Raw genomic sequence first — 19,378 nt, forward strand, 5'->3', positions numbered from 1 at the left:
GTCCGTTTTAAAATTAAAATGAGTCTTATGAAAATTATCAGCACCTTTTTTTTATCCTTTCTTCTTTTTAATTGTAAAGAGAAAACTAAATATTGGGTTTTAAAAGACACTAAAGAAATCCGGAAAGAAAATTTTTTTCAAGATTCAAATCAAATTGATTTCTACCAGAAACTTTCTAATGCTGCTATTTCAATTATAGATCCTGAAGTAGTATATACTCCAACTTATGTTTCTATTACTTATCCAAATGGTGATGTGTCTGCTAAAACAGGGGTTTGTAGTGATGTAGTAATTCGGACATATCGAAAATTAGGCATTGATCTGCAAAAAGAGGTACATGAAGACATGAAAACTAACTTTTCCTTATACCCGAAAATCTGGGGATTAAAAACTACCGATAAAAATATTGATCATCGCAGAGTTCCTAATCTGGAAACTTTTTTTAAACGAAAAGGAAGAAGTCTACCCATTTCTCAGAACGCTGGTGATTATACCATTGGCGACATTGTAACATGGCGGCTTTCCGACGACGGGATTCCACATATTGGGATTGTAACGCATATTAAATCAAATGATGGAAAACGAAATAAAATTGTCCACAACATAGGAAGTGGACAAGTTTTAGAAGATTGCCTTTTCAATTGGAAAATTGTCGGGCACTATCGATATGGGAAATAATGTGTTGATTTGAAAATTTGAAAATTATTAAGTGGAAAAAGTTATATTTGATTTTATTTTCAAAAAAGATTATGATTATTATCCCTATTTTAGTTCTAATTGTAATGATTTATTTAGTTAGTCATGAAACAAGGAGGTATAAATATAGTAAAACTGTAAAGCCTCTTCATTAAATTTTAATACATATAAGATTCTTTGGTATAACAACCAAAATATTCTGGAAAACCAATAATATACTTAGACTTAGAAAAAAATATTTCATAATCTATTCTTCAACTTTAACTGAATCCTCTAATAGTAGAAATGAACCCGAACCCTATTTCAATATCATTCCTTTCAAATTTATAAATAAAGTTATAAAAGTAAATTTAGAAAACTTAAACCAAATATCATTCGAATTTATATTAGATCCAAAATTTGGAAAACTAAAAATTAATTCTTCTAATGAAGACTTACAAAAAACAGAATCATTAATGGAGTTTTTACAAAATCAAATTAATATTAAATAACATTATTTTAAACAAAAAAATCCGAATTTAATTCGGATTTTTTTATTCATTATCAAATTTTCAAATTGACACACTAACTAATTAATTGCTTCACTTCGTCAAAATTCAATCCGCCGTAATTACCGGAACTCATTAGTAATAAAGCGGAGTTATCTAAATTTTGACTGAATAAAAAATCTTTAAATTCCACTGGATTGGTATAAATAACCAAGTCCTTGCGCTCAAAAGAATTGGCAATTTGTTCATACGTTACTTCTTCCAATTGCTTAATTTTAACAGCATCAGGTGAATAGAAAACCACTGCAACATCAGCAGCATCTAAAGCGCCTTGATATTGTTTTAAGAATTCGGCATTTAAACTACTATATGTATGCAATTCTAAACAAGCCACTAACTTTCTGTCAGGATATTGATTTTTTACTGCTTTTGTCGTCGCTGACACTTTGCTTGGTGAATGTGCAAAATCTTTATATGCTACTTTATTAGTGCTTTCTGCAATTTTCTCTAAACGTTTGCTTGCTCCTTTAAAAGTAGCAATTGCTTCGTAAAATTCAGCTTCATCAACACCCATACACTGGCAAATCCATTTCGCTCCTGCTAAATTGTTCAGATTGTGTGCCCCGAAAACCTCAATCGGCATAAAACCGTCCGGTGTTCCCAAATAAGTCACTCCTCCTTCAACAGTGTATTCCGGTGTTTGGTACGGAATTTTTCGGATTTGGTTTTCACATTCTTCCGCTACTTGTTTTACAACCGCATCTTCTTCATTATAAACTAAAATCCCGCCTTTAGTAATCCCATTGGTAAAAATCCGGAATTGTTCTACATAATTTTCAAACGTCGGGAATACATTAATATGATCCCAGGCAATACCGGAGATCAAAGCAATATTAGGCTGGTACAAATGAAACTTCGGACGCAAATCGATAGGTGACGTTAAATATTCATCGCCTTCCAAAACGATAAATTCATTTTCCTCGGTTAAATGCACCATCGTATCAAAACCTTCTAATTGCGCTCCAACCATATAATCAACGGCAATATCATGATAATTCATCACATGTAAAATCATGGAAGTAATGGTTGTTTTTCCATGCGACCCTCCTATAACCACACGGGTTTTATCTTTTGACTGTTCGTATAAGAATTCAGGATACGAATATATTTTCACGCCAAACTCTTGTGCACGCAATAATTCAGCATTGTCTTTTTTAGCATGCATTCCTAAAATAACCGCATCTAAATCGGTTGTGATCCTTTCCGGAAACCAACCTAATTCTTTTGGCAACAAGCCTTTTCTATCTAAACGTGATTTTGACGGTTCAAAGATAGCATCATCGCTTCCGGTTACTTGATATCCTTTTTCATGTAAGGCTAAGGCTAAGTTGTGCATGGCTGCTCCGCCAATGGCTATGAAGTGTACTCTCATTTCAAAGTTAGAAGTTAAAAGTTAGAAATCCATAACTTTATGTTTTGTAAAATTCTTTTTTTAATTGTTTGGCTTTTTCGGCATTTTTAAGCTTGTTCAAATATAAGTCATATAACTTTTCAAAAGTAGTTTTTGAATGTCCGATCTTATGGGCGTTGCTATAATTTTTTTCGGCTTTTTCATAACGTTTAAAATACACATCTATGTAGCCTTTTGCTAAATAACCGTCCACTTTTGAAAGCCCCATCAACTCGTTAGCATAGTACTGCGCTTTTTTTTCACTTCCGCCTACTATTCCGGGCAATTCTATATACAAAGTTACCAGTGCCCAGCGGGCATCAATATGACTTTTATCAAGACTAGCTGCTTTTAAGAAAGCTTCTTCCACATCATCAATCATCCCAAGCGCTTTCCATTTGGAACTTTCTTTTGCTTTCATGCCTAAGGCGCCGCCATATTTGTACCAATAATCAGCATTTCCCGGAAATTTATCTCGGAGCATTTTGTATTTTTCAATAGCGGCATCCCATTTCTTTTGATGTCCGAAAATATCCCCCAGATATTCAACAACTTCAGAGTTCTCCGGGTCTTGCTCTAAGTATTTTTCAAAATTATTTCGTGCCAATTCCCACTTTTTTTCAGCAAAATATTGTTTCCCCAATTCAAAGTCAGATTGGGCAAAACTAATTGTAGAAAATAATAGCCAGAAACAAAGTTTTTTCATCAGGTTCAAAGGTAAAGAATTGATTTCAATTAAAAACTACAGATAAATTTTATAAATTTACTTTCTAATCAACAACAACTTTATCATCACAATAAATGTTCAAATTTATTATACTTTTTTTTCTCCCTACTTTAATTTTCTCCCAAATAACTTTTTCCGGAAAAGTCATTGATGCCAGAACAAAAGAACCTCTTTCCGGCACTTCTATATATATACCGAATTCAAGTATAGGAACGACTACGGATATAGATGGTGATTTCAGTCTACAGCTATCCCGGGAAACAAAGGAAATTGTTGTGAGCTATCTGGGCTATTACACGATTAATGTCAAATTAGATCTGAGTGATAGCAGTGATTTTTCGAAAACAATATTATTGAGAGAAAAAAGCAACACGTTAAATGAAGTAGTGGTTGTCAAACAAAAACAGGACAAGGATTGGCACAGGCGTTATAAAATTTTCAAAACAAGCTTCTTAGGACAAAGTACATTGGCTCAAAATGCAGAAATACTAAATGAAGAAGAACTTTATTTCACTGAAATATCGGATTCTACAGGTTACAGGCTAATTGCTAACACTAATAAACCGTTACTTGTATTGAATAAAGCCACAGGGTATTTAATCAATTATGATTTAATTGAATTCAACCTCATCAACCCTAAAGAGCAACAAGGTTTTACCTTCTATCTTGGATATTCCTTTTTTGAAGATATCGTTGAAAAGTACAAATTAAAACCTAAAAAAGTTACAAAAAACAGATTAGAAGCCTATTATGGTTCGCTAAATCATTTCCTAAAATCTGCCCATGAAAACAAAATAAAAGAAGAAGGCTTTCTCATCAGCCAATACATTATTAAAGACAATCCAAAATATCCTGATGCGAACACTTTAAAAAAAATGAAAGAAGAAGCAAAAAAAACCGGAAACTATCATTTTTTCAAAGATCTACCCAAAAAAGAGATTACTATAATTGGGAAGGCATTGAGTAAAACTGATTTTGTAAAAGATTCCGAAGACAGGCAGTTCTTAGATTTTGAAAATTATGTACTGATTACTTATACCAAGGCAAGTCCGGATTCAAAATATATGACCGACAACTTTTATCAAGTTTCCTATTTAAAAGTTGAAAATGAAAAAGTTGAAGTTTTTTCAAATGGCAATTACTATAACCCACTTAACCTACTCGTCTATGGATACATGGGCTGGAAAAAAGTCGGAGATCTGATTCCTCTTGATTTTAACCCATAAAAAAAGTCCCGAATCGGGACTTTTTTAAAATATAAAATGATTTTATTCAACAATCGTCATTTCATCTACAATATGTTTCGCTCCGGAAAACTCATCAATAAGCCATAATACATAACGGATATCTACATTAATGGTTCTTTGCAATTCCGTATCAAAAATCACATCTCCTGCCATAGCTTCAATATTTCCGTCAAATGCTAAACCTATCAATTCTCCTTTTCCGTTTAATACCGGCGAACCTGAATTTCCTCCGGTAATATCATTATCTGTTAAGAAATTCACCGGCATATAGCCATTCGGATCAGCATAACGTCCGAACTCTTTTCGTTCAAACATCTCTAAAACTTTTTTAGGCAAATCAAATTCCGGATCATTCGGTTTATACTTAGCTACCATCCCTTTCATCGTTGTATAGAAGTTGTCTTTAGCATCATTTCTTTTATCTTCCGGCAATGCTCTTACTTTTCCGTATGTTAAACGCAATGTGGAATTCGCATCCGGATATAAGATCGTGCTTAATTTAGATTCTCTCAAACCTTCCACCAATAAACGGTATGCTTTTGAAAATTTTTCTTCTGCCTGCTCTACTTCTTCTGTTTTCTTATAATAATGTCCAAGCATCGCTTCAGAAAAACTATACAGATCATCATTCTCTAATGTTTTCAGATCTGGCATCTCTAAAAATTTCAGCAAATATTCCTCTTTTCCGAAAAGTGATAATTCAAATAAATTATGCACATAAGGCGCAAAATCACCTTTTGCTCTTTTTGCCACATCAACTACTAACGGAGACAAAATGTATCCCGCTTTATTTGTATACAATGTCAATTGTCGGGTCAGAATCTCTTTTTCTGCCGGAAGATAGATTTCTTTATAAAAACCTTTGATTTCTTCTTCTAATGCCGGTTTCATTAATTTTCTAACATCCTCATCAGCACTTGCATAATTTTTCAGTCTTCTCCCCAAAGTTCTGGAAATAATGGCAAACGAACTGGTTCTGAACATAGTCATCAAGTAATTATCATGACGTGCTTTTTCATTGGTCAGTTTGTAATAGGCATTGATATCTTTTATAACAGTGCCATATTTAGCTTTATTAGCCTTTTTACTTGCCCACTTATTAAAAGTTTTCTCATTTTCGGCTTTGATATGTGCCGTTCTATGCGCTGTTAAAGCATCTATCATTCCTTGACGATTCTTCCAATAGTTTGCTACGCGTGCATATTTTGAAGCATACATCAAACGAATAGCATCACTCTGATCCATATATTTTTTCATAGCATCCATACCGGTTTTAGAACCTTCTACCCAAGCCGGATACGCATATTTTACATTTTGCTCAATTCCTCCTGATGGCATCCAACGGTTAGTTCTTCCCGGATAACCTAAGATCATTGCAAAATCACCCTCTTTTACACCATTCAAATTGATCGGTAAATGGTATTTCGCTTTTAAAGGCACATTTTCCGGTGAATATTCAGCAGGATTTCCTTCTGAATCTGCATATACTCTGAACATGGAAAAATCTCCGGTATGACGAGGCCATTCCCAGTTATCTGTATCTCCGCCAAATTTCCCGATACTTTCCGGTGGTGTTCCTACAAAACGTACGTCTTTATAGTCTTGGTACACAAAGTAATAAAACTCATTTCCCTGAAAGAATGACTTTACGGAAACTGTATATTTCCCGCCTTCGCTATTCTCTTTCTGGATCAATGCTGTTTCTTTGTTAATGGCTGCTTCCCGCTCTGCTTCTGTCATTTGCGGATTTACTTTTGATAAGATTCTTTTGGTCACATCATCCATTCGGACAAAAAAGCGAACATATAAACTTTTAGGTTTCAATTCCTGTGATCTGTCTGCCGCCCAGTAACCGTCTCTTAAATAGTTAGATTCAGGAGTAGAAAGCTCTGCTATAGACTCGTAACCACAATGGTGATTGGTTAACACTAATCCGTCTTTTGAGATAATTTCAGCCGTACAACCTCCGTTAAACTGAACAATAGCATCTTTCAAACTATGGTGATTGATACTATAAATTTCGTCAGTTGTTAGCTGTAAGCCCATTTTTTGCATATCGCGGTGGTTTAATCGTTCAATGAACATCAAAAACCACATTCCTTCATCTGCAAAAATAGTAGCAGGTGCTAAAAGCATTGTTACTACTAATGATAAAGCAAATTTTTTCATATTAATTTAGTTGTTGATTTTCCGGCTAAGATAAAATATTTTTAAGAATTTTATAAAAATCAATCTTCAACCGCTCTATTTTTTAAGTTATTTTTAACAGGCATAAAAAAACAACCCTAAGGTTGTTTTTATTTTTTTTAAGCATTAAGCATTTTCCATAATTTATCTTTCAACTCCTGAAGTCCCTGTTGTGCTACCGAAGAAATGAACATATAATTGAGCCCTCTAAAAGCTACATCAAGTTCCTCTTTCATCTCAGCTTTTAATTCTTCGTCCAGCATGTCTGATTTTGAAACAACAATCAAACGGTCTTTATCCAGCATTTCAGGATTATAACGACGAAGTTCATCCAGAAGAATTTCATATTCCTTTTTAATATCATCAGCATCTGCCGGAATTAAGAACAACAAAGTCGAATTGCGCTCAATATGACGCAGAAAATAATGGCCTAAGCCTTTTCCTTCAGCAGCCCCTTCAATAATTCCCGGAATATCGGCAATAACAAACGATTGGAAATCACGATAAGCCACAATTCCCAGATTCGGTTTTAAAGTTGTAAACGGATAATCAGCGATCTTAGGCTTCGCTGCTGTTAACACTGAAAGCAACGTTGATTTCCCTGCATTAGGAAAACCGACCAAACCTACATCAGCCAAAACTTTTAATTCCAGAATTATATCCAGTTCTTCCCCCGAAAGTCCGGGTTGAGCATAACGAGGAGTTTGATTGGTTGCACTTCTGAAATGCCAGTTCCCTAACCCTCCTTTTCCTCCGCGAGCTAGGATCTTTTCTTCACCGTCTTCGGTAATTTCAAACAGCACTTCATCTGTTTCTTTGTCTTTTACCACAGTTCCTAAAGGCACTTCTATGATCTTATCTTCACCATCGGCACCGGTACTTCTGCTACTCCCTCCGTCGCCTCCGTGACCGGCTTTCACATGCTTCGTAAATTTCAAATGGTATAATGTCCAAAGGTTCTTATTCCCCTTTAGTATAACATGTCCGCCACGACCTCCGTCACCTCCGTCGGGTCCTCCTTTATCAATAAATTTTTCTCGATGCAAGTGAGTTGAACCTTTCCCTCCTTTTCCCGATGCTACATATATTTTTACGTAATCTACAAAATTCCCTTCGGTCATAACTGAATTTAGAAGTTAGAAGTTGGAAGTTAGAAATTTAACTTCGTCTTCTGTTAAACATTTTTGCAAAGGTAATATTTATTAGCCGATTTTCTCATCAACTTTTTACATACTGTTTTTTATAAAAAAAGCTTCCTTAAAAGGAAGCTTTTTGAAAATGATCTGAAAAATCATTTATAATTTATCAATAACAGCTGATAAGCGTTCCGTAACTTCGGCAATAGATCCTATTCCGTCTACAGAATGAAATTTATGCTGTGCTTTATAATAATCAATTAATGGTGCTGTTTTTTCATTGTATTCTTGGTAGCGATTGCGGATTTTTTCCTCGTCCTGATCGTCTGGTCTTCCTGATGTTTTTCCTCTTTCTAACAAACGTTGCACCAGAATTTCATCATCTGCTTCAAGAGCAACGGTTGCCGTTACTTCCCAGTTTTTAGTTTGTAAAAATGTATCTAAAGCATCAGCTTGTGCAATAGTTCTTGGAAAACCATCAAATAAGAAGCCTTTAGCATTCGGATTTTTCTCTACTTCATCCTGAAGCATTTTTATAGTTACTTCATCCGGAACTAAATCGCCTTTATCCATATACGATTTTGCTAGCTGACCTAGTTCGGTATTATTTTTTATGTTGTAACGGAAAATATCTCCGGTTGACAAGTGCACTAAGTTGTATTTTTCTTTTAAAAATTCTGCCTGAGTTCCTTTTCCTGCTCCCGGTTTACCGAACAATACTATATTAATCATTGTGTTGTTTGTATTTGAAAGTTGATATACTTGTTTTAAATTTCTTCCTAATCCGTCGTAATCTAAACCAAAGCCTACAATAAACTTGTTTGGAATGCGAATTCCTACATAATCCAGTTTGATATCTTTTGTATAGGCTTCCGGTTTAAAGAAAAGTGTTGCAATCTTGAAGTGCTTTACTTCCTGTGCTTTGAACATTTTTTTTAGTTCTACTACTGTATTTCCGGTATCTACAATATCCTCAACCACAATAACACTTCTTCCTTTCAGGTTCTGATTAAGACCAATAAGTTGCTTTACATCGTTAGTGGATTGTGTTCCTTCGTAAGATGCCAACTTGATAAAACTTACTTCACACGGGCGTGAATAATGTTTCAACAAATCGGAAAAAAACATAAAAGATCCGTTTAAGACTCCGATGAATACCGGAACATCATCAAAAAAATCATCTTCAATCTGTTTGGCTACATTTTGAATAGCATAGTCTAACTCTTGCGCTGATATAAAAGGCTCAAAAGTTTTATCGTGTAGTTGAATCACTTCTCTTATTTTTTTGCAATAAACCACAAATTTAAGGAAGTATTCAAGATATAGGTTTAAAGTGTTGAACTTTTTTGCAAATTAGATATATTTACAGTATGAAAACGGAACTGGAAGAAAAATTAACAGAAAGTACGGCTCACCGAAAAAGCAGAATGAGTATTTGTAATTATGTTATTCGCAAAGAAAAAATTAACGAATTAACCGCTATTGCTTTTTCCTCTTCAAATGAAAATCACGTTAAAGCCTTTTGGGGGTTAGAATTCGTATGCGAGAAAAAATTAAAGCTCTTTGTTCCATACATTGATGCTTTCTGTGAAACTTTACCGCTACTACAAAATGATTCCGCTATACGGCCAGCTATCAAGATTTGCTTTTTTATGGTAAAAAGCAATCATCGTAAAAACGGTATTTCACTGAGTACAGAGCAGGAACACAACATCATTGAGGTTCTTTTAGATCGCTTGATCCAAAATGAAAAAGTAGCTGCTAAAGTGTATGCTATGAAAGCTTTATTTGTGCTAAGTAAAAAGTACCCTTGGATCGCCGACGATTTAAAACTGATCTTAGCGCAGGATTTCCCCGATCATTCAGCAGCTTACCAAAGTGTCGCACGCAATCTTTTAAAGAAACTGAACCGATAACAAATTACAGGCGCATCATTGTGAATTCGTAATTGTCTGAGTATCTTTGCAGGCAAACAACGCAAAACAAATGAATTACTTTTCATCAGACTTTAAATTAGGAATTTTAGGAGGAGGCCAATTGGGAAAAATGCTCCTGACCGAAACCCGAAAATTTGATATACAGACCGTGGTTTTAGACCCAAGTGCCGAAGCTCCTTCCCGATTCGGATGCAATGCTTTTTACAAAGGAAGTTTAATTGATTACGATACGGTTTACCAATTAGGAAAAATGGTGGATCTCTTAACCATTGAAATCGAAAACGTAAACCTTGAAGCTTTGGAAAAATTGGAAGAAGAAGGCTTACCGGTTTACCCGTCACCTCAAACATTACGTCTGATACAAAACAAAGGCAAACAAAAAGATTTTTACGTAAAGCACAATATCCCTACTTCAAAACACCAACGTTTTGTGGGACTTGATGATTTACACCAAGCTTTGAATAAGGACGAACTGGATTTTCCTTTTGTCTGGAAAAGTGCACAAGGCGGATATGACGGTAATGGTGTACAAATTTGCCGTTCGGCTATGGACTTGGTAAACTTACCTGATGTAGAATGTTTGGCAGAAGACATGGTTCCTTTTAAGAACGAATTGGCGGTTATTGTTGCCCGAAGTACTTCAGGCGAAATCAAAACGTATCCGGTTGTTGAAATGGAATTTCATCCGGAAGCAAATCAGGTAGAGTATGTTATTTGTCCGGCTCGTATCGACGAAACTGTCGCTAAAAAAGCTCGGGAAATTGCTTTAAAAGTTTCGGAAGCGTTTAACCACGTAGGCTTATTAGCTGTTGAAATGTTCCAAACAGAAAACGATGAAATCTTGGTTAACGAAGTGGCTCCAAGACCACATAATTCGGGACATTACTCTATTGAAGCTAGCTATACTTCTCAATTTGAAAACCACATCCGTGCTATTTTAGACTTACCTTTAGGAAATACCGATAGTAAAGTTGCCGGAATTATGGTTAACTTAGTAGGTGAAGAAGGCTATAGCGGTCAAGTCGTTTATGAAAACATTGAAAAGATAATGGCTATCGATGGCGTTACACCACACATTTACGGCAAAAGAGAAACACGCCCTTTTCGGAAAATGGGACATGTAACGATTGTAAATGAAGATATGACAGAAGCCAGACGAGTTGCTGAAGAAGTGAAGAATAGTATTAAAGTGATTTCAATTTAATAATGTGTTAATTTGAAGATTTGAAAAAAATAAAATCATTTTTTAGAATTAGCATTTATTCTTTTATTTTTTTCTGCTTAATTACTTGCTTTAGATATTTTATTGAAGGATTTTACCTATTGATTTCACCGAATAAAGTTAGCATCAACATAGGGTTTCCTTTTGCTTTTCAAAAAACAGAATGGTTAGATAATGATGAAATAAAAGGAATCAACCATTTTTATTTTATCATAGATTATTTAATTCATTGGATAATTGTATTTTTATTTTCTAAACGTAAAAAACAACAACTATAAATAATTAAATTACGACTTAATTAAATGAAAGTAGCAGTAGTAATGGGCAGCATTTCAGATATGCCGGTAATGCAAGACGCCATCAACATCATAAAAGAATTTGGAATTGAGGTAGAAGTAGATATTGTTTCTGCACACCGTACGCCTGAAAAATTAGTAGATTTCAGTTCAAATGCGCACAACAGAGGAATTTCTGTCATTATTGCCGGTGCCGGAGGTGCCGCACATTTACCGGGGATGGTGGCTTCTATGAGTCCGCTTCCGGTTATCGGTGTTCCGGTAAAATCGAGCAATTCTATTGACGGTTGGGATTCTGTCCTATCCATTCTACAAATGCCGGGCGGTGTTCCTGTGGCGACTGTAGCACTGAACGGGGCAAAGAATGCCGGTATTTTAGCCGCTCAGATCATAGGAAGCAGTGATAAAACTATATTAGACAAGATCGTTGCCTATAAAGAAAGTTTAAAACAAGCTGTTTTAAAAGCCGCAGCCGACTTGAAAGCTTAGGATATAAAAATAGAATACCCCGAAAAGATCGGGGTATTTCCATCCACAATTAAGTGACAACTATAAAAAAAATTCTACTCTTTCTGATTAATTAATGCATTCGTTATAGCATTTCGTCGGCAAATCTATACACTTTATCGATAAAAACAAAATTATGAACACTTTTTTGGAAAAATTTAACACTAAATATAATTCGGCTCCTTTCAGCCAAATTCAACTGTCTGATTACAAACCGGCGTTCGAAGCTTGCATAGCAAAGGCAAAGCAGGAAATCGATTGCATAATTCACGATACAAAAGCGCCTGATTTTGATAATACAATTGCTGCTTTAGATTTTGCCGGACAAGAATTAGATCGTTTATCCAGCATCTTTTTCAACTTAAATTCAGCAGAAACTTCTGATGAGATGCAAAAAATCGCTCAGGAAGTATCGCCTTGGCTGACTGAATTCAGCAATGATATCACTTTAAATGAAGATCTGTTCAAAAGAGTCAAAGCAATTTATGATACAAAAGACAATCTGTCTCTTACTGTGGAACAGCAAACGTTATTGGACAAAAAATACAAAGGTTTTGTTCGCAACGGCGCTTTATTGAATGAAGAGCAGAAGAAAAAGCTTCGCGAGATCGATACACAATTAGCTAAACTTAAATTGACTTTTGGCGAAAACGTTTTGGCAGAGACCAACAATTACCAGTTACATGTTACGAATGAAGCCGATTTACAAGGCTTACCGGAAGGTGCTAAAGAAGCCGCAGCCGACTTAGCCAAAAGTAAAAATGTTGAAGGTTGGATCTTTACTTTGGATTTTCCAAGTTATTTGCCTTTTGTAACCTATGTTGATAATAGAGAATTACGAAAAGAAATTTCTATTGCTTACGGGAAAAAAGCATTTCAAAATAACGAATTTGACAATCAGCAAAACGTTAAAGATATCGTTCGTTTGCGTCACGAGCGCGCCAACTTATTAGGTTATGCTTCTCATGCTCATTTTGTTCTGGAAGAACGAATGGCTCAAAGTCCGGAAAAAGTTCAATCGTTTTTAAATGATCTTTTAGAAAAAGCCAAACCAGCTGCTGAAAAAGAATTTGCCGAACTTACTGCTTTTGCAAAAGAATCAGACGGAATTGAGCATCTGGAAAAATGGGATGGTGCTTATTATTCGGAAAAATTGAAACAGAAAAAATTCAATTTAGATGATGAAAAATTAAAACCGTATTTCAAATTAGAAAATGTTTTACAAGGTGCTTTTACCGTTGCTGAAAAATTATACGGAATTACATTTAAAGAGATATTTGACATCGACAAATATCACGAAGATGTAAAAACATACGAAGTTGTAGACTTTGAAGGCAATCTTGTTGCGCTTTTTTATGCTGATTTTTTCCCTAGAAAAGGAAAGCGAAACGGTGCCTGGATGACTTCCTTTAAATCACAATTTATCAAAAACGGAATCAACGAGCGTCCGCATATTTCCAATGTATGTAATTTTACACCACCTACTAAAACCAAACCATCTTTGTTAACTTTTAATGAAGTTACTACTTTGTTTCACGAATTCGGACATGGTTTGCATGGTATGTTAGCAAATACTACTTATCCGAGTTTATCAGGAACTTCTGTGTATTGGGATTTTGTAGAATTACCGAGTCAAATCATGGAAAACTGGTGTTACCAACCGGAAGCTTTGGCATTATTTGCTACACATTATGAAACCGGAGAAATTATTCCGCAGGAATATGTAGATAAAATTAAAGAAAGTGCCAACTTTTTAGAAGGATTGGCTACGGTTCGCCAACTGAGCTTTGGTTTGCTTGACATGGCTTATCACGGAAAACCTCAACCTATAGAGGATGTCAAAAAATTTGAATTAAAAGCATTTGAAAGTACTAAACTATATCCGGATGTGACTGAAAATTGCATGAGTACTTCCTTTTCACATATTTTTCAAGGCGGCTATTCTTCCGGTTATTATAGTTACAAATGGGCAGAAGTTTTAGATGCTGATGCTTTTGCTTACTTTGAAGAAAAAGGCATCTTCAACAAAGAAGTGGCTGCGAAATTCAAAGAGTATGTTCTTTCTAAAGGAGGAACCGAACACCCGATGGAGTTGTATAAAAAATTCCGTGGTCATGAACCGACACCGGAAGCTTTATTAAAAAGAGCGGGATTGGTTTAGATTGTTAATAAAATGAAACAAAAAGGATTACCGATGAAATATTGGTAATCCTTTTTTCGTTATTTTTAGGAAAAACAATTCCTTATTTCTAAAATATAAAAGTTTAGTTAATATACTTTAAAAAAGCAATACTAATTACTTTCAAACTCAAAAATATGAAACCTAAATATCAAGTAGATTTTGCAAAACCAATAGATTACACAAACGAAAGACAATATACATTAAAAAACTATTTAGATAAAGACAAATATAATTGGGTAAAACATGAATATAGAAAATTTAACAATCATACAAATTCTTGGGAGGATATCTTTTTAACAAACAAGAAAATAGCACTCCGAATTAAAATTCACTTAGGTGAAAAGAAAAGATATGATCCATTTAATGAGTTTCCAAAACTCCCAAAAACATATCAAGATTATAAAGAAATTTCAATTTATCTGATTTCTACAATTTTTTTTAAAAAATTTAATTCTCAAGAACTATTTGAAATCATGGCAATACTAACTAAAGAAACACCTTTTATTGAATTAAAATATTTTAATGTTGGAGAAAAATATGGATATGAGGATAGTACAATTGTAAAACATGATAATAAATTAATCAAATCTTTTAACGTAATAATAAATGACAAACTATTCACATTATATGATTATCTAGTTGATTATAAATTGAATAAAAGTGAATTAGAAATAACCTCAATCGTTAAAGAATATTTAGAAAATTTAGATTTTGAGATTGAAATTAAAAATACTGAAATTGAAGAAAAATTCAATAACGAGAATAATTCTGAAAGATACACAATCGAAGACTCTTACAATGATGGTGGTGGTGGTAACGAATGGTCTGATCCGTCAGAATTTTGGTAAAATTAAAGAAACAATTAAAATGAAAATAGCAATCCTTGGTTGGGGTTCCTTAATTTGGCAACCCAAAAAATTAGCATATAACAAAACTTTTGGTTGGCAAAAAGATGGTCCAATTTTGCCTATTGAATTTGCAAGAATTTCGAAAGACGGTAGATTAACTTTAGTTATAACAGAAAACGGCACAAAAGTTCCTGTTTTATTTACTTTATCAAATTATCACAATTTGGAAGAAGCAATTTTAAATTTAGCAGTTAGGGAAGGTTCTGGAAGAAATAGTATTGGAAGTTATGATAAAGATACTTTTTCTTCAAAATTCCGATTTGAAGATGAAATAAAAAATTGGATTAAAAATACTGATTTTGACGCTGTGATTTGGACAAATTTAGGTGAAAATTGGAATATTAAAAATGATAAAGGTGATATAATTCGTCAAATCGAATCTGAAAGAAGAATCGAATATTTAAAAGAATTAAAAGGAAATAAAAGTGTAATAGCAGAAGAATATATAAGAAGAACTCCTATTGAAATTAGTACTTTTTTTAGAAAAGAAATAGAAGCAACATTAAACTGGACACCAATATTAAATGAATAACCTCGAAGAGACCTATCAACATCTTGGAATTACTTGCAAACATGAATTAAATATTTCAGATTTTAAAACTTTAGCTAACGATTTATCTCAAAAACTACATTTAAATATTGAAATGGTTTATGATAGTAGTTCTATTTTATTCGACAAAACAATTTCTATAAATGGAGTAACTGAAAAAGTTTTTTTAAGAGAACGGATAAGCTTGTTAATTCCTGAAATTAAATATGAATTAGTTCAAGAAGAATTTCGATTTATTATTTATGAGGATTTTATTGAACTTCGCATAAAAATACCAATCGATTATTCTCATTTACTTTTATTAAAAAATGAAGATCAACTAACTAAAATTGAGCTTTTCAAAAAAATTATTAATCAATTAAAAATATTAGGAATTGATAAATTACACATTTTTGTTTTTGGCGAATTTGAATTAGGTGAAAACAAAAATTACTGTTGGAAAAATGTAATTCCCGCAATCAATAAGTGCAACAACCATTTTGAAATTATAATATAATCTACCTTTCAAAAACCAACAACATCACCAACCAAAAAATCGGTAAGCTTTCAGCCCAGAGGCTCGTAAAATATTTATTTTTTCTGGAATTGGCATAAAAAGTAAAGATCCCTAGGACCAAAGCAAAAAAAGTATTTACAAAAAACTGCTGCTTTGACACATAAGGTTTGAAAAAGTCGAGTAAAACAAAAAGAAACAATAAACCATAAGCCAGCCATTTTGTTCTTTTCTCTCCTATTTGCTGCGGAATGGTTTTTAAATACAACTCGTCAAATTGCAGATCGACAATCTCAAAGATCAACATCAGCACAAAAACCAAAATGAAGCGCTGTAGGCTTTTTAAAACTACAATCAGGTCTATAGAATAATGCGCATTGATCACCGGAAGCCAAACTGTAACGGCTACCCATGCGATCGCTACTAAATAGATTTTTATTCCGCTCCAATTTCGCATATTGGACTTGTTCGGAAAAAAAGGAATAGTATATAAAACCGTTAAAAGCAAAGAACCAATTCCTATCCACTTTGTTATGGACTGTAATTGCCAAAAATAGTAGAGTGTTGCACAAAAGCACAAAAAACTTAAACCGATAATCGCTTTAAACCGATTGGTCAAAGGAACCCGACGTACTCTGGCTAATTCGTCATATTTAATAAAATTATACCCTACAATAGTTCCGTAAAAACCAAAATAAGCCACAGCTTCGTCATAAGGCAGGTGCAATTTCAAAAAAGTAACCCTTATCAAGGCATAAACCGCTAAAGCAACATGAATACTGCTTTCAATATAAAAATCGAGTACTTTCTGTAAAAAACGCATTCGGCAAAAATAACAAATGTGTGAATAAGAACATAATTTAGCTAAAAAAGTAATTACAAACAGTCATTCATCTGCTTTTTTCTCTGTTTACATTATACAAACGTACTTTTATAATACAGCCAATCATTCAATTATTCTGCTTCTTTCTTCTTTTGTTAATAATTGACAAGCTTCTGTTTTTCCGAACCAGAAATATCTTTTATCTGCAATAAGTGAATAAATTCCGTTTCTCAAAGAAACCGGAATCTTTTTAAAAATTTTTGCAACTGTTTTATAATATTTAATATCGATCAACAATTCCAAAATAGCATCTGAATGCGTATAAACAGTTTCATTTTTTAGATAAAATATCGTTGTCAATTCTTCAACATTATACTGAACCTTATACTTATCCAATAACTCTTTTGCACTTTGAGATTGTAATGAAATAAATTTTGTCTGCTTGTTTTTATCTTTTTCTAAAACAAACAGAACCAAATAATTACACATAGCACATATTCCGTCAAAAAAAACAACTTTCTGGTTCATAATAATTGTCCTACTGTTAAATATCCATGTACAATTCCATGAAGGATCAACACTCCCGGATAAGTCAAAGGAAATGTCAATAAAAAATCATTTAATCCCATTAATACTGCCGTACTGAAATGAAAAAGAAAGATACAACACAATGAGATATAGATGAATTCGGGTTGAGGAATAAAGAAACATACCGGAACCAAAATCATTGTTATGATTGCGGAATGAGATGCTAACTTCTCTATTACAGGATGCTTCTTTAAAAATAAAGAAATCCCGGGTATTCCATAAGAATACGTACTCAAAATTCCTGAAAGTAGATTTCCTTTTCTCCAACTGGGTGACAAAAGTTTTGCTATTCCGGAAGTAGCATACGCAATTAAAACCTGAGCTCCGACAAAGACAACTGACAAAAGCATTCCTTTCTCATTTTCTACCAGAAAACAAAGAGAAAAAGAAAGTAAGGCCAGTAATCTCATTTGGTCTGCCCCGTCTTTACTGACCGTCCTTACTTTATACAAATAAAAGACTCCGCCTGTAATCAGCAAAAAAGTTATTTTAAAATATTTTATTTCCCCGAAAGAGAAAAACAAAAAAGCAAGCAAAACTAAACTTAGTAAAACATAGTTAAAAACCCTCCATCTTGAATATTTATTCTTAACTTTTATTGAAGGATAAACAAAATCCAGATAGAGTGCGGGAATACTTGAAAGTTCTAAAGTTGAAACAAAAGTTGAAACTAAAAGGATATACACACTAATAGTATATGCTGTATTTACGGTTAAATTTATCTCCATTGTTCTTAAATTATTTGATTATAAGATGCAAACATCACATGATCGATTGCAATATCTTTTATTCCCTTTGAAGAAACGATACTGAATCTCACAATACTTTCATTTTTATAATTTCTTTCCTTTTTAAGAAAATTAGATATGAGCGTTAAAATATTTAGGTAAAAAACAGAGAACTGTATCCCTTTTTTATTCTCCAAAACGTTAAATTCATCGATCAGAAAATGGCACGAATCTATTAGTCCTTTGTTATAATATTTAAAAGGGTTCCAAAATATTTTAACAATTTTAAACTCCATATAAATAGGTACCTCTTCCCATTCTTCTTGTTCCGAATTTATCCTTTTAAAAACTATTCTGTAATCATTCAATAACGGATTAGGTGCAAAAAAGCAATAATTAGGCAGCAACCCGAATTTATCCCATTTTTGTATCGCCTTTTGTAGCCCCTTTATTTGATAAAGAATGCTTACCACAGTAAATATGGCAAGCATTGCTACTAGTAATAAGAATAACATATTACGAATTCTTTTGTCTTATTGCTTTCAATTGCTCCAATGTTAACACTGATTCCAATCCGCTTTCTTTAATAGAATTTAATGCACTTTTTTCAGTGATCTCAGCTCCGGCAGCTGCTACTGCAGGGCACACCTGCGCTGCTACTTGTACAGCCGGACAAGCAGCCGTTGCTACATCGGAAACAGCATGAGCTGCGCTTGTTGCAACATTTGTTGCTGCCGACGCTACATCAGTCACGGCATGCACTACCGATGAAATAAATGATTTAAAACTTGGCGCTCCTTCTTCCTCTAGTTGCGCAATCATTAGGTCAATTGCTGCTAACTCTGATTTTGATAATTTTGACATAATTTTTTACTTTGTTCCCTACTCTTATGGCTTTTCAGGTTTTGCCCCGTTTAAGATGGTTTCTGGCTCCATTTTTATTAATTGTAATATTACAGTCATAAAACTAGCACTTCATAAGAATCCAAATAATAGTACAAATACCTGATTTTAAAAATCAGTCAAAACTACGGGGTAACAATTTCAATATTAGAACGATAACATCCAAAAGCAATAAAAGAATCGAAATAAAGTTGAACCGGAGTATTTTCCATTATTGAAACAAAAAATACTGAAGAATATCATTGTACTCTTTAAAAGTATCCTTACTACTTAGAGATATTTAAAAAAAATAACAAATGTGTTAATAAGA

The 19,378-nt window shown here is 33.6% G+C and carries 19 protein-coding genes; 9 read left to right on the forward strand and 10 right to left on the reverse strand.

Going from position 1 to position 19,378, the window contains the following annotated elements; translation table 11 throughout:
- The first annotated feature begins 27 nt into the window (after positions 1-27).
- Entirely contained in the window at positions 28-678 is a 651-nt protein-coding gene (locus DI487_RS04155) for a DUF1287 domain-containing protein (RefSeq protein WP_109568548.1), read from the forward strand.
- A gap of 582 nt (positions 679-1,260) precedes the next feature.
- On the opposite strand, the gene DI487_RS04160 is transcribed toward DI487_RS04155, so the two are convergent.
- Both DI487_RS04160 and DI487_RS04165 read right to left on the reverse strand, forming a co-directional pair.
- A complete protein-coding gene (locus tag DI487_RS04160) occupies positions 1,261-2,616 on the reverse strand; it encodes a UDP-N-acetylmuramate--L-alanine ligase (protein ID WP_109568549.1) in 1,356 nt (451 codons plus the stop codon).
- Between the two features lie 37 nt (positions 2,617-2,653).
- Entirely contained in the window at positions 2,654-3,340 is a 687-nt protein-coding gene (locus DI487_RS04165; RefSeq protein ID WP_109568550.1) for a tetratricopeptide repeat protein, read from the reverse strand.
- A gap of 95 nt (positions 3,341-3,435) precedes the next feature.
- Here DI487_RS04165 and DI487_RS04170 point away from each other — a divergent pair, with 95 nt between their 5' ends.
- The gene (locus tag DI487_RS04170) at positions 3,436-4,587 is read left to right on the forward strand and encodes a carboxypeptidase-like regulatory domain-containing protein (protein WP_109568551.1); all 1,152 of its coding nucleotides are present in this window, start codon (positions 3,436-3,438) and stop codon (positions 4,585-4,587) included.
- Positions 4,588-4,629: 42 nt separating this feature from the next.
- On the opposite strand, the gene DI487_RS04175 is transcribed toward DI487_RS04170, so the two are convergent.
- The 3 genes from DI487_RS04175 to DI487_RS04185 form a co-directional block, all read right to left on the reverse strand.
- Complete coding sequence (locus DI487_RS04175) at positions 4,630-6,777, reverse strand: S46 family peptidase (protein ID WP_109568552.1); 2,148 nt, start codon at positions 6,775-6,777, stop codon at positions 4,630-4,632.
- A 137-nt stretch (positions 6,778-6,914) separates the two neighbouring features.
- Positions 6,915-7,916, reverse strand: coding sequence for a GTPase ObgE (gene obgE, locus DI487_RS04180; RefSeq protein WP_109568553.1), 1,002 nt, complete (start codon positions 7,914-7,916; stop codon positions 6,915-6,917).
- 174 nt (positions 7,917-8,090) lie between these two features.
- Positions 8,091-9,203 (reverse strand): adenylate kinase, encoded by a 1,113-nt coding sequence (locus DI487_RS04185; RefSeq protein ID WP_109568554.1) that lies wholly within the window; start codon positions 9,201-9,203, stop codon positions 8,091-8,093.
- 98 nt (positions 9,204-9,301) lie between these two features.
- Between DI487_RS04185 and DI487_RS04190 the strand changes: the two genes are divergently transcribed.
- From DI487_RS04190 to DI487_RS04220, 7 genes are all read left to right on the forward strand, one after another.
- Positions 9,302-9,847, forward strand: coding sequence for a hypothetical protein (locus DI487_RS04190; RefSeq protein WP_109568555.1), 546 nt, complete (start codon positions 9,302-9,304; stop codon positions 9,845-9,847).
- Positions 9,848-9,917: 70 nt separating this feature from the next.
- The gene (locus tag DI487_RS04195) at positions 9,918-11,072 is read left to right on the forward strand and encodes a 5-(carboxyamino)imidazole ribonucleotide synthase (RefSeq protein WP_109568556.1); all 1,155 of its coding nucleotides are present in this window, start codon (positions 9,918-9,920) and stop codon (positions 11,070-11,072) included.
- A 320-nt stretch (positions 11,073-11,392) separates the two neighbouring features.
- Positions 11,393-11,875, forward strand: a complete 483-nt coding sequence (purE, locus tag DI487_RS04200) for a 5-(carboxyamino)imidazole ribonucleotide mutase (RefSeq protein WP_109568557.1) — start codon at positions 11,393-11,395, stop codon at positions 11,873-11,875.
- A gap of 154 nt (positions 11,876-12,029) precedes the next feature.
- Complete coding sequence (locus DI487_RS04205) at positions 12,030-14,054, forward strand: M3 family metallopeptidase (protein ID WP_109568558.1); 2,025 nt, start codon at positions 12,030-12,032, stop codon at positions 14,052-14,054.
- A 155-nt stretch (positions 14,055-14,209) separates the two neighbouring features.
- On the forward strand, positions 14,210-14,923 hold the full coding sequence (locus DI487_RS04210; protein ID WP_109568559.1) for a hypothetical protein: 714 nt from the start codon (positions 14,210-14,212) through the stop codon (positions 14,921-14,923).
- Positions 14,924-14,942: 19 nt separating this feature from the next.
- Complete coding sequence (locus tag DI487_RS04215) at positions 14,943-15,515, forward strand: hypothetical protein (protein ID WP_109568560.1); 573 nt, start codon at positions 14,943-14,945, stop codon at positions 15,513-15,515.
- Entirely contained in the window at positions 15,508-16,029 is a 522-nt protein-coding gene (locus DI487_RS04220) for a hypothetical protein (RefSeq protein WP_109568561.1), read from the forward strand. Before DI487_RS04215 ends, DI487_RS04220 begins: the two co-directional genes overlap by 8 nt.
- Position 16,030: 1 nt before the next feature.
- On the opposite strand, the gene DI487_RS04225 is transcribed toward DI487_RS04220, so the two are convergent.
- From DI487_RS04225 to DI487_RS04245, 5 genes are all read right to left on the reverse strand, one after another.
- Complete coding sequence (locus tag DI487_RS04225) at positions 16,031-16,849, reverse strand: UbiA prenyltransferase family protein (RefSeq protein WP_245896531.1); 819 nt, start codon at positions 16,847-16,849, stop codon at positions 16,031-16,033.
- Between the two features lie 123 nt (positions 16,850-16,972).
- A complete protein-coding gene (locus tag DI487_RS04230; RefSeq protein WP_109568562.1) occupies positions 16,973-17,377 on the reverse strand; it encodes a thiol-disulfide oxidoreductase DCC family protein in 405 nt (134 codons plus the stop codon).
- Positions 17,374-18,165, reverse strand: a complete 792-nt coding sequence (locus tag DI487_RS04235; protein WP_109568563.1) for a hypothetical protein — start codon at positions 18,163-18,165, stop codon at positions 17,374-17,376. Before DI487_RS04235 ends, DI487_RS04230 begins: the two co-directional genes overlap by 4 nt.
- A 5-nt stretch (positions 18,166-18,170) precedes the next feature.
- Positions 18,171-18,680 carry a hypothetical protein gene (locus DI487_RS04240; RefSeq protein ID WP_109568564.1) on the reverse strand — a complete coding sequence of 170 codons (510 nt, stop codon included), beginning with the start codon at positions 18,678-18,680 and terminating at the stop codon, positions 18,171-18,173.
- Position 18,681: 1 nt separating this feature from the next.
- On the reverse strand, positions 18,682-19,029 hold the full coding sequence (locus DI487_RS04245; RefSeq protein WP_146193363.1) for a hypothetical protein: 348 nt from the start codon (positions 19,027-19,029) through the stop codon (positions 18,682-18,684).
- Between the last annotated feature and the right edge of the window lie 349 nt (positions 19,030-19,378).

Origin of the sequence: Flavobacterium sediminis, assembly GCF_003148385.1 — a bacterium.
In the GTDB taxonomy this organism is placed as follows: Bacteria; Bacteroidota; Bacteroidia; order Flavobacteriales; family Flavobacteriaceae; genus Flavobacterium; species Flavobacterium sediminis.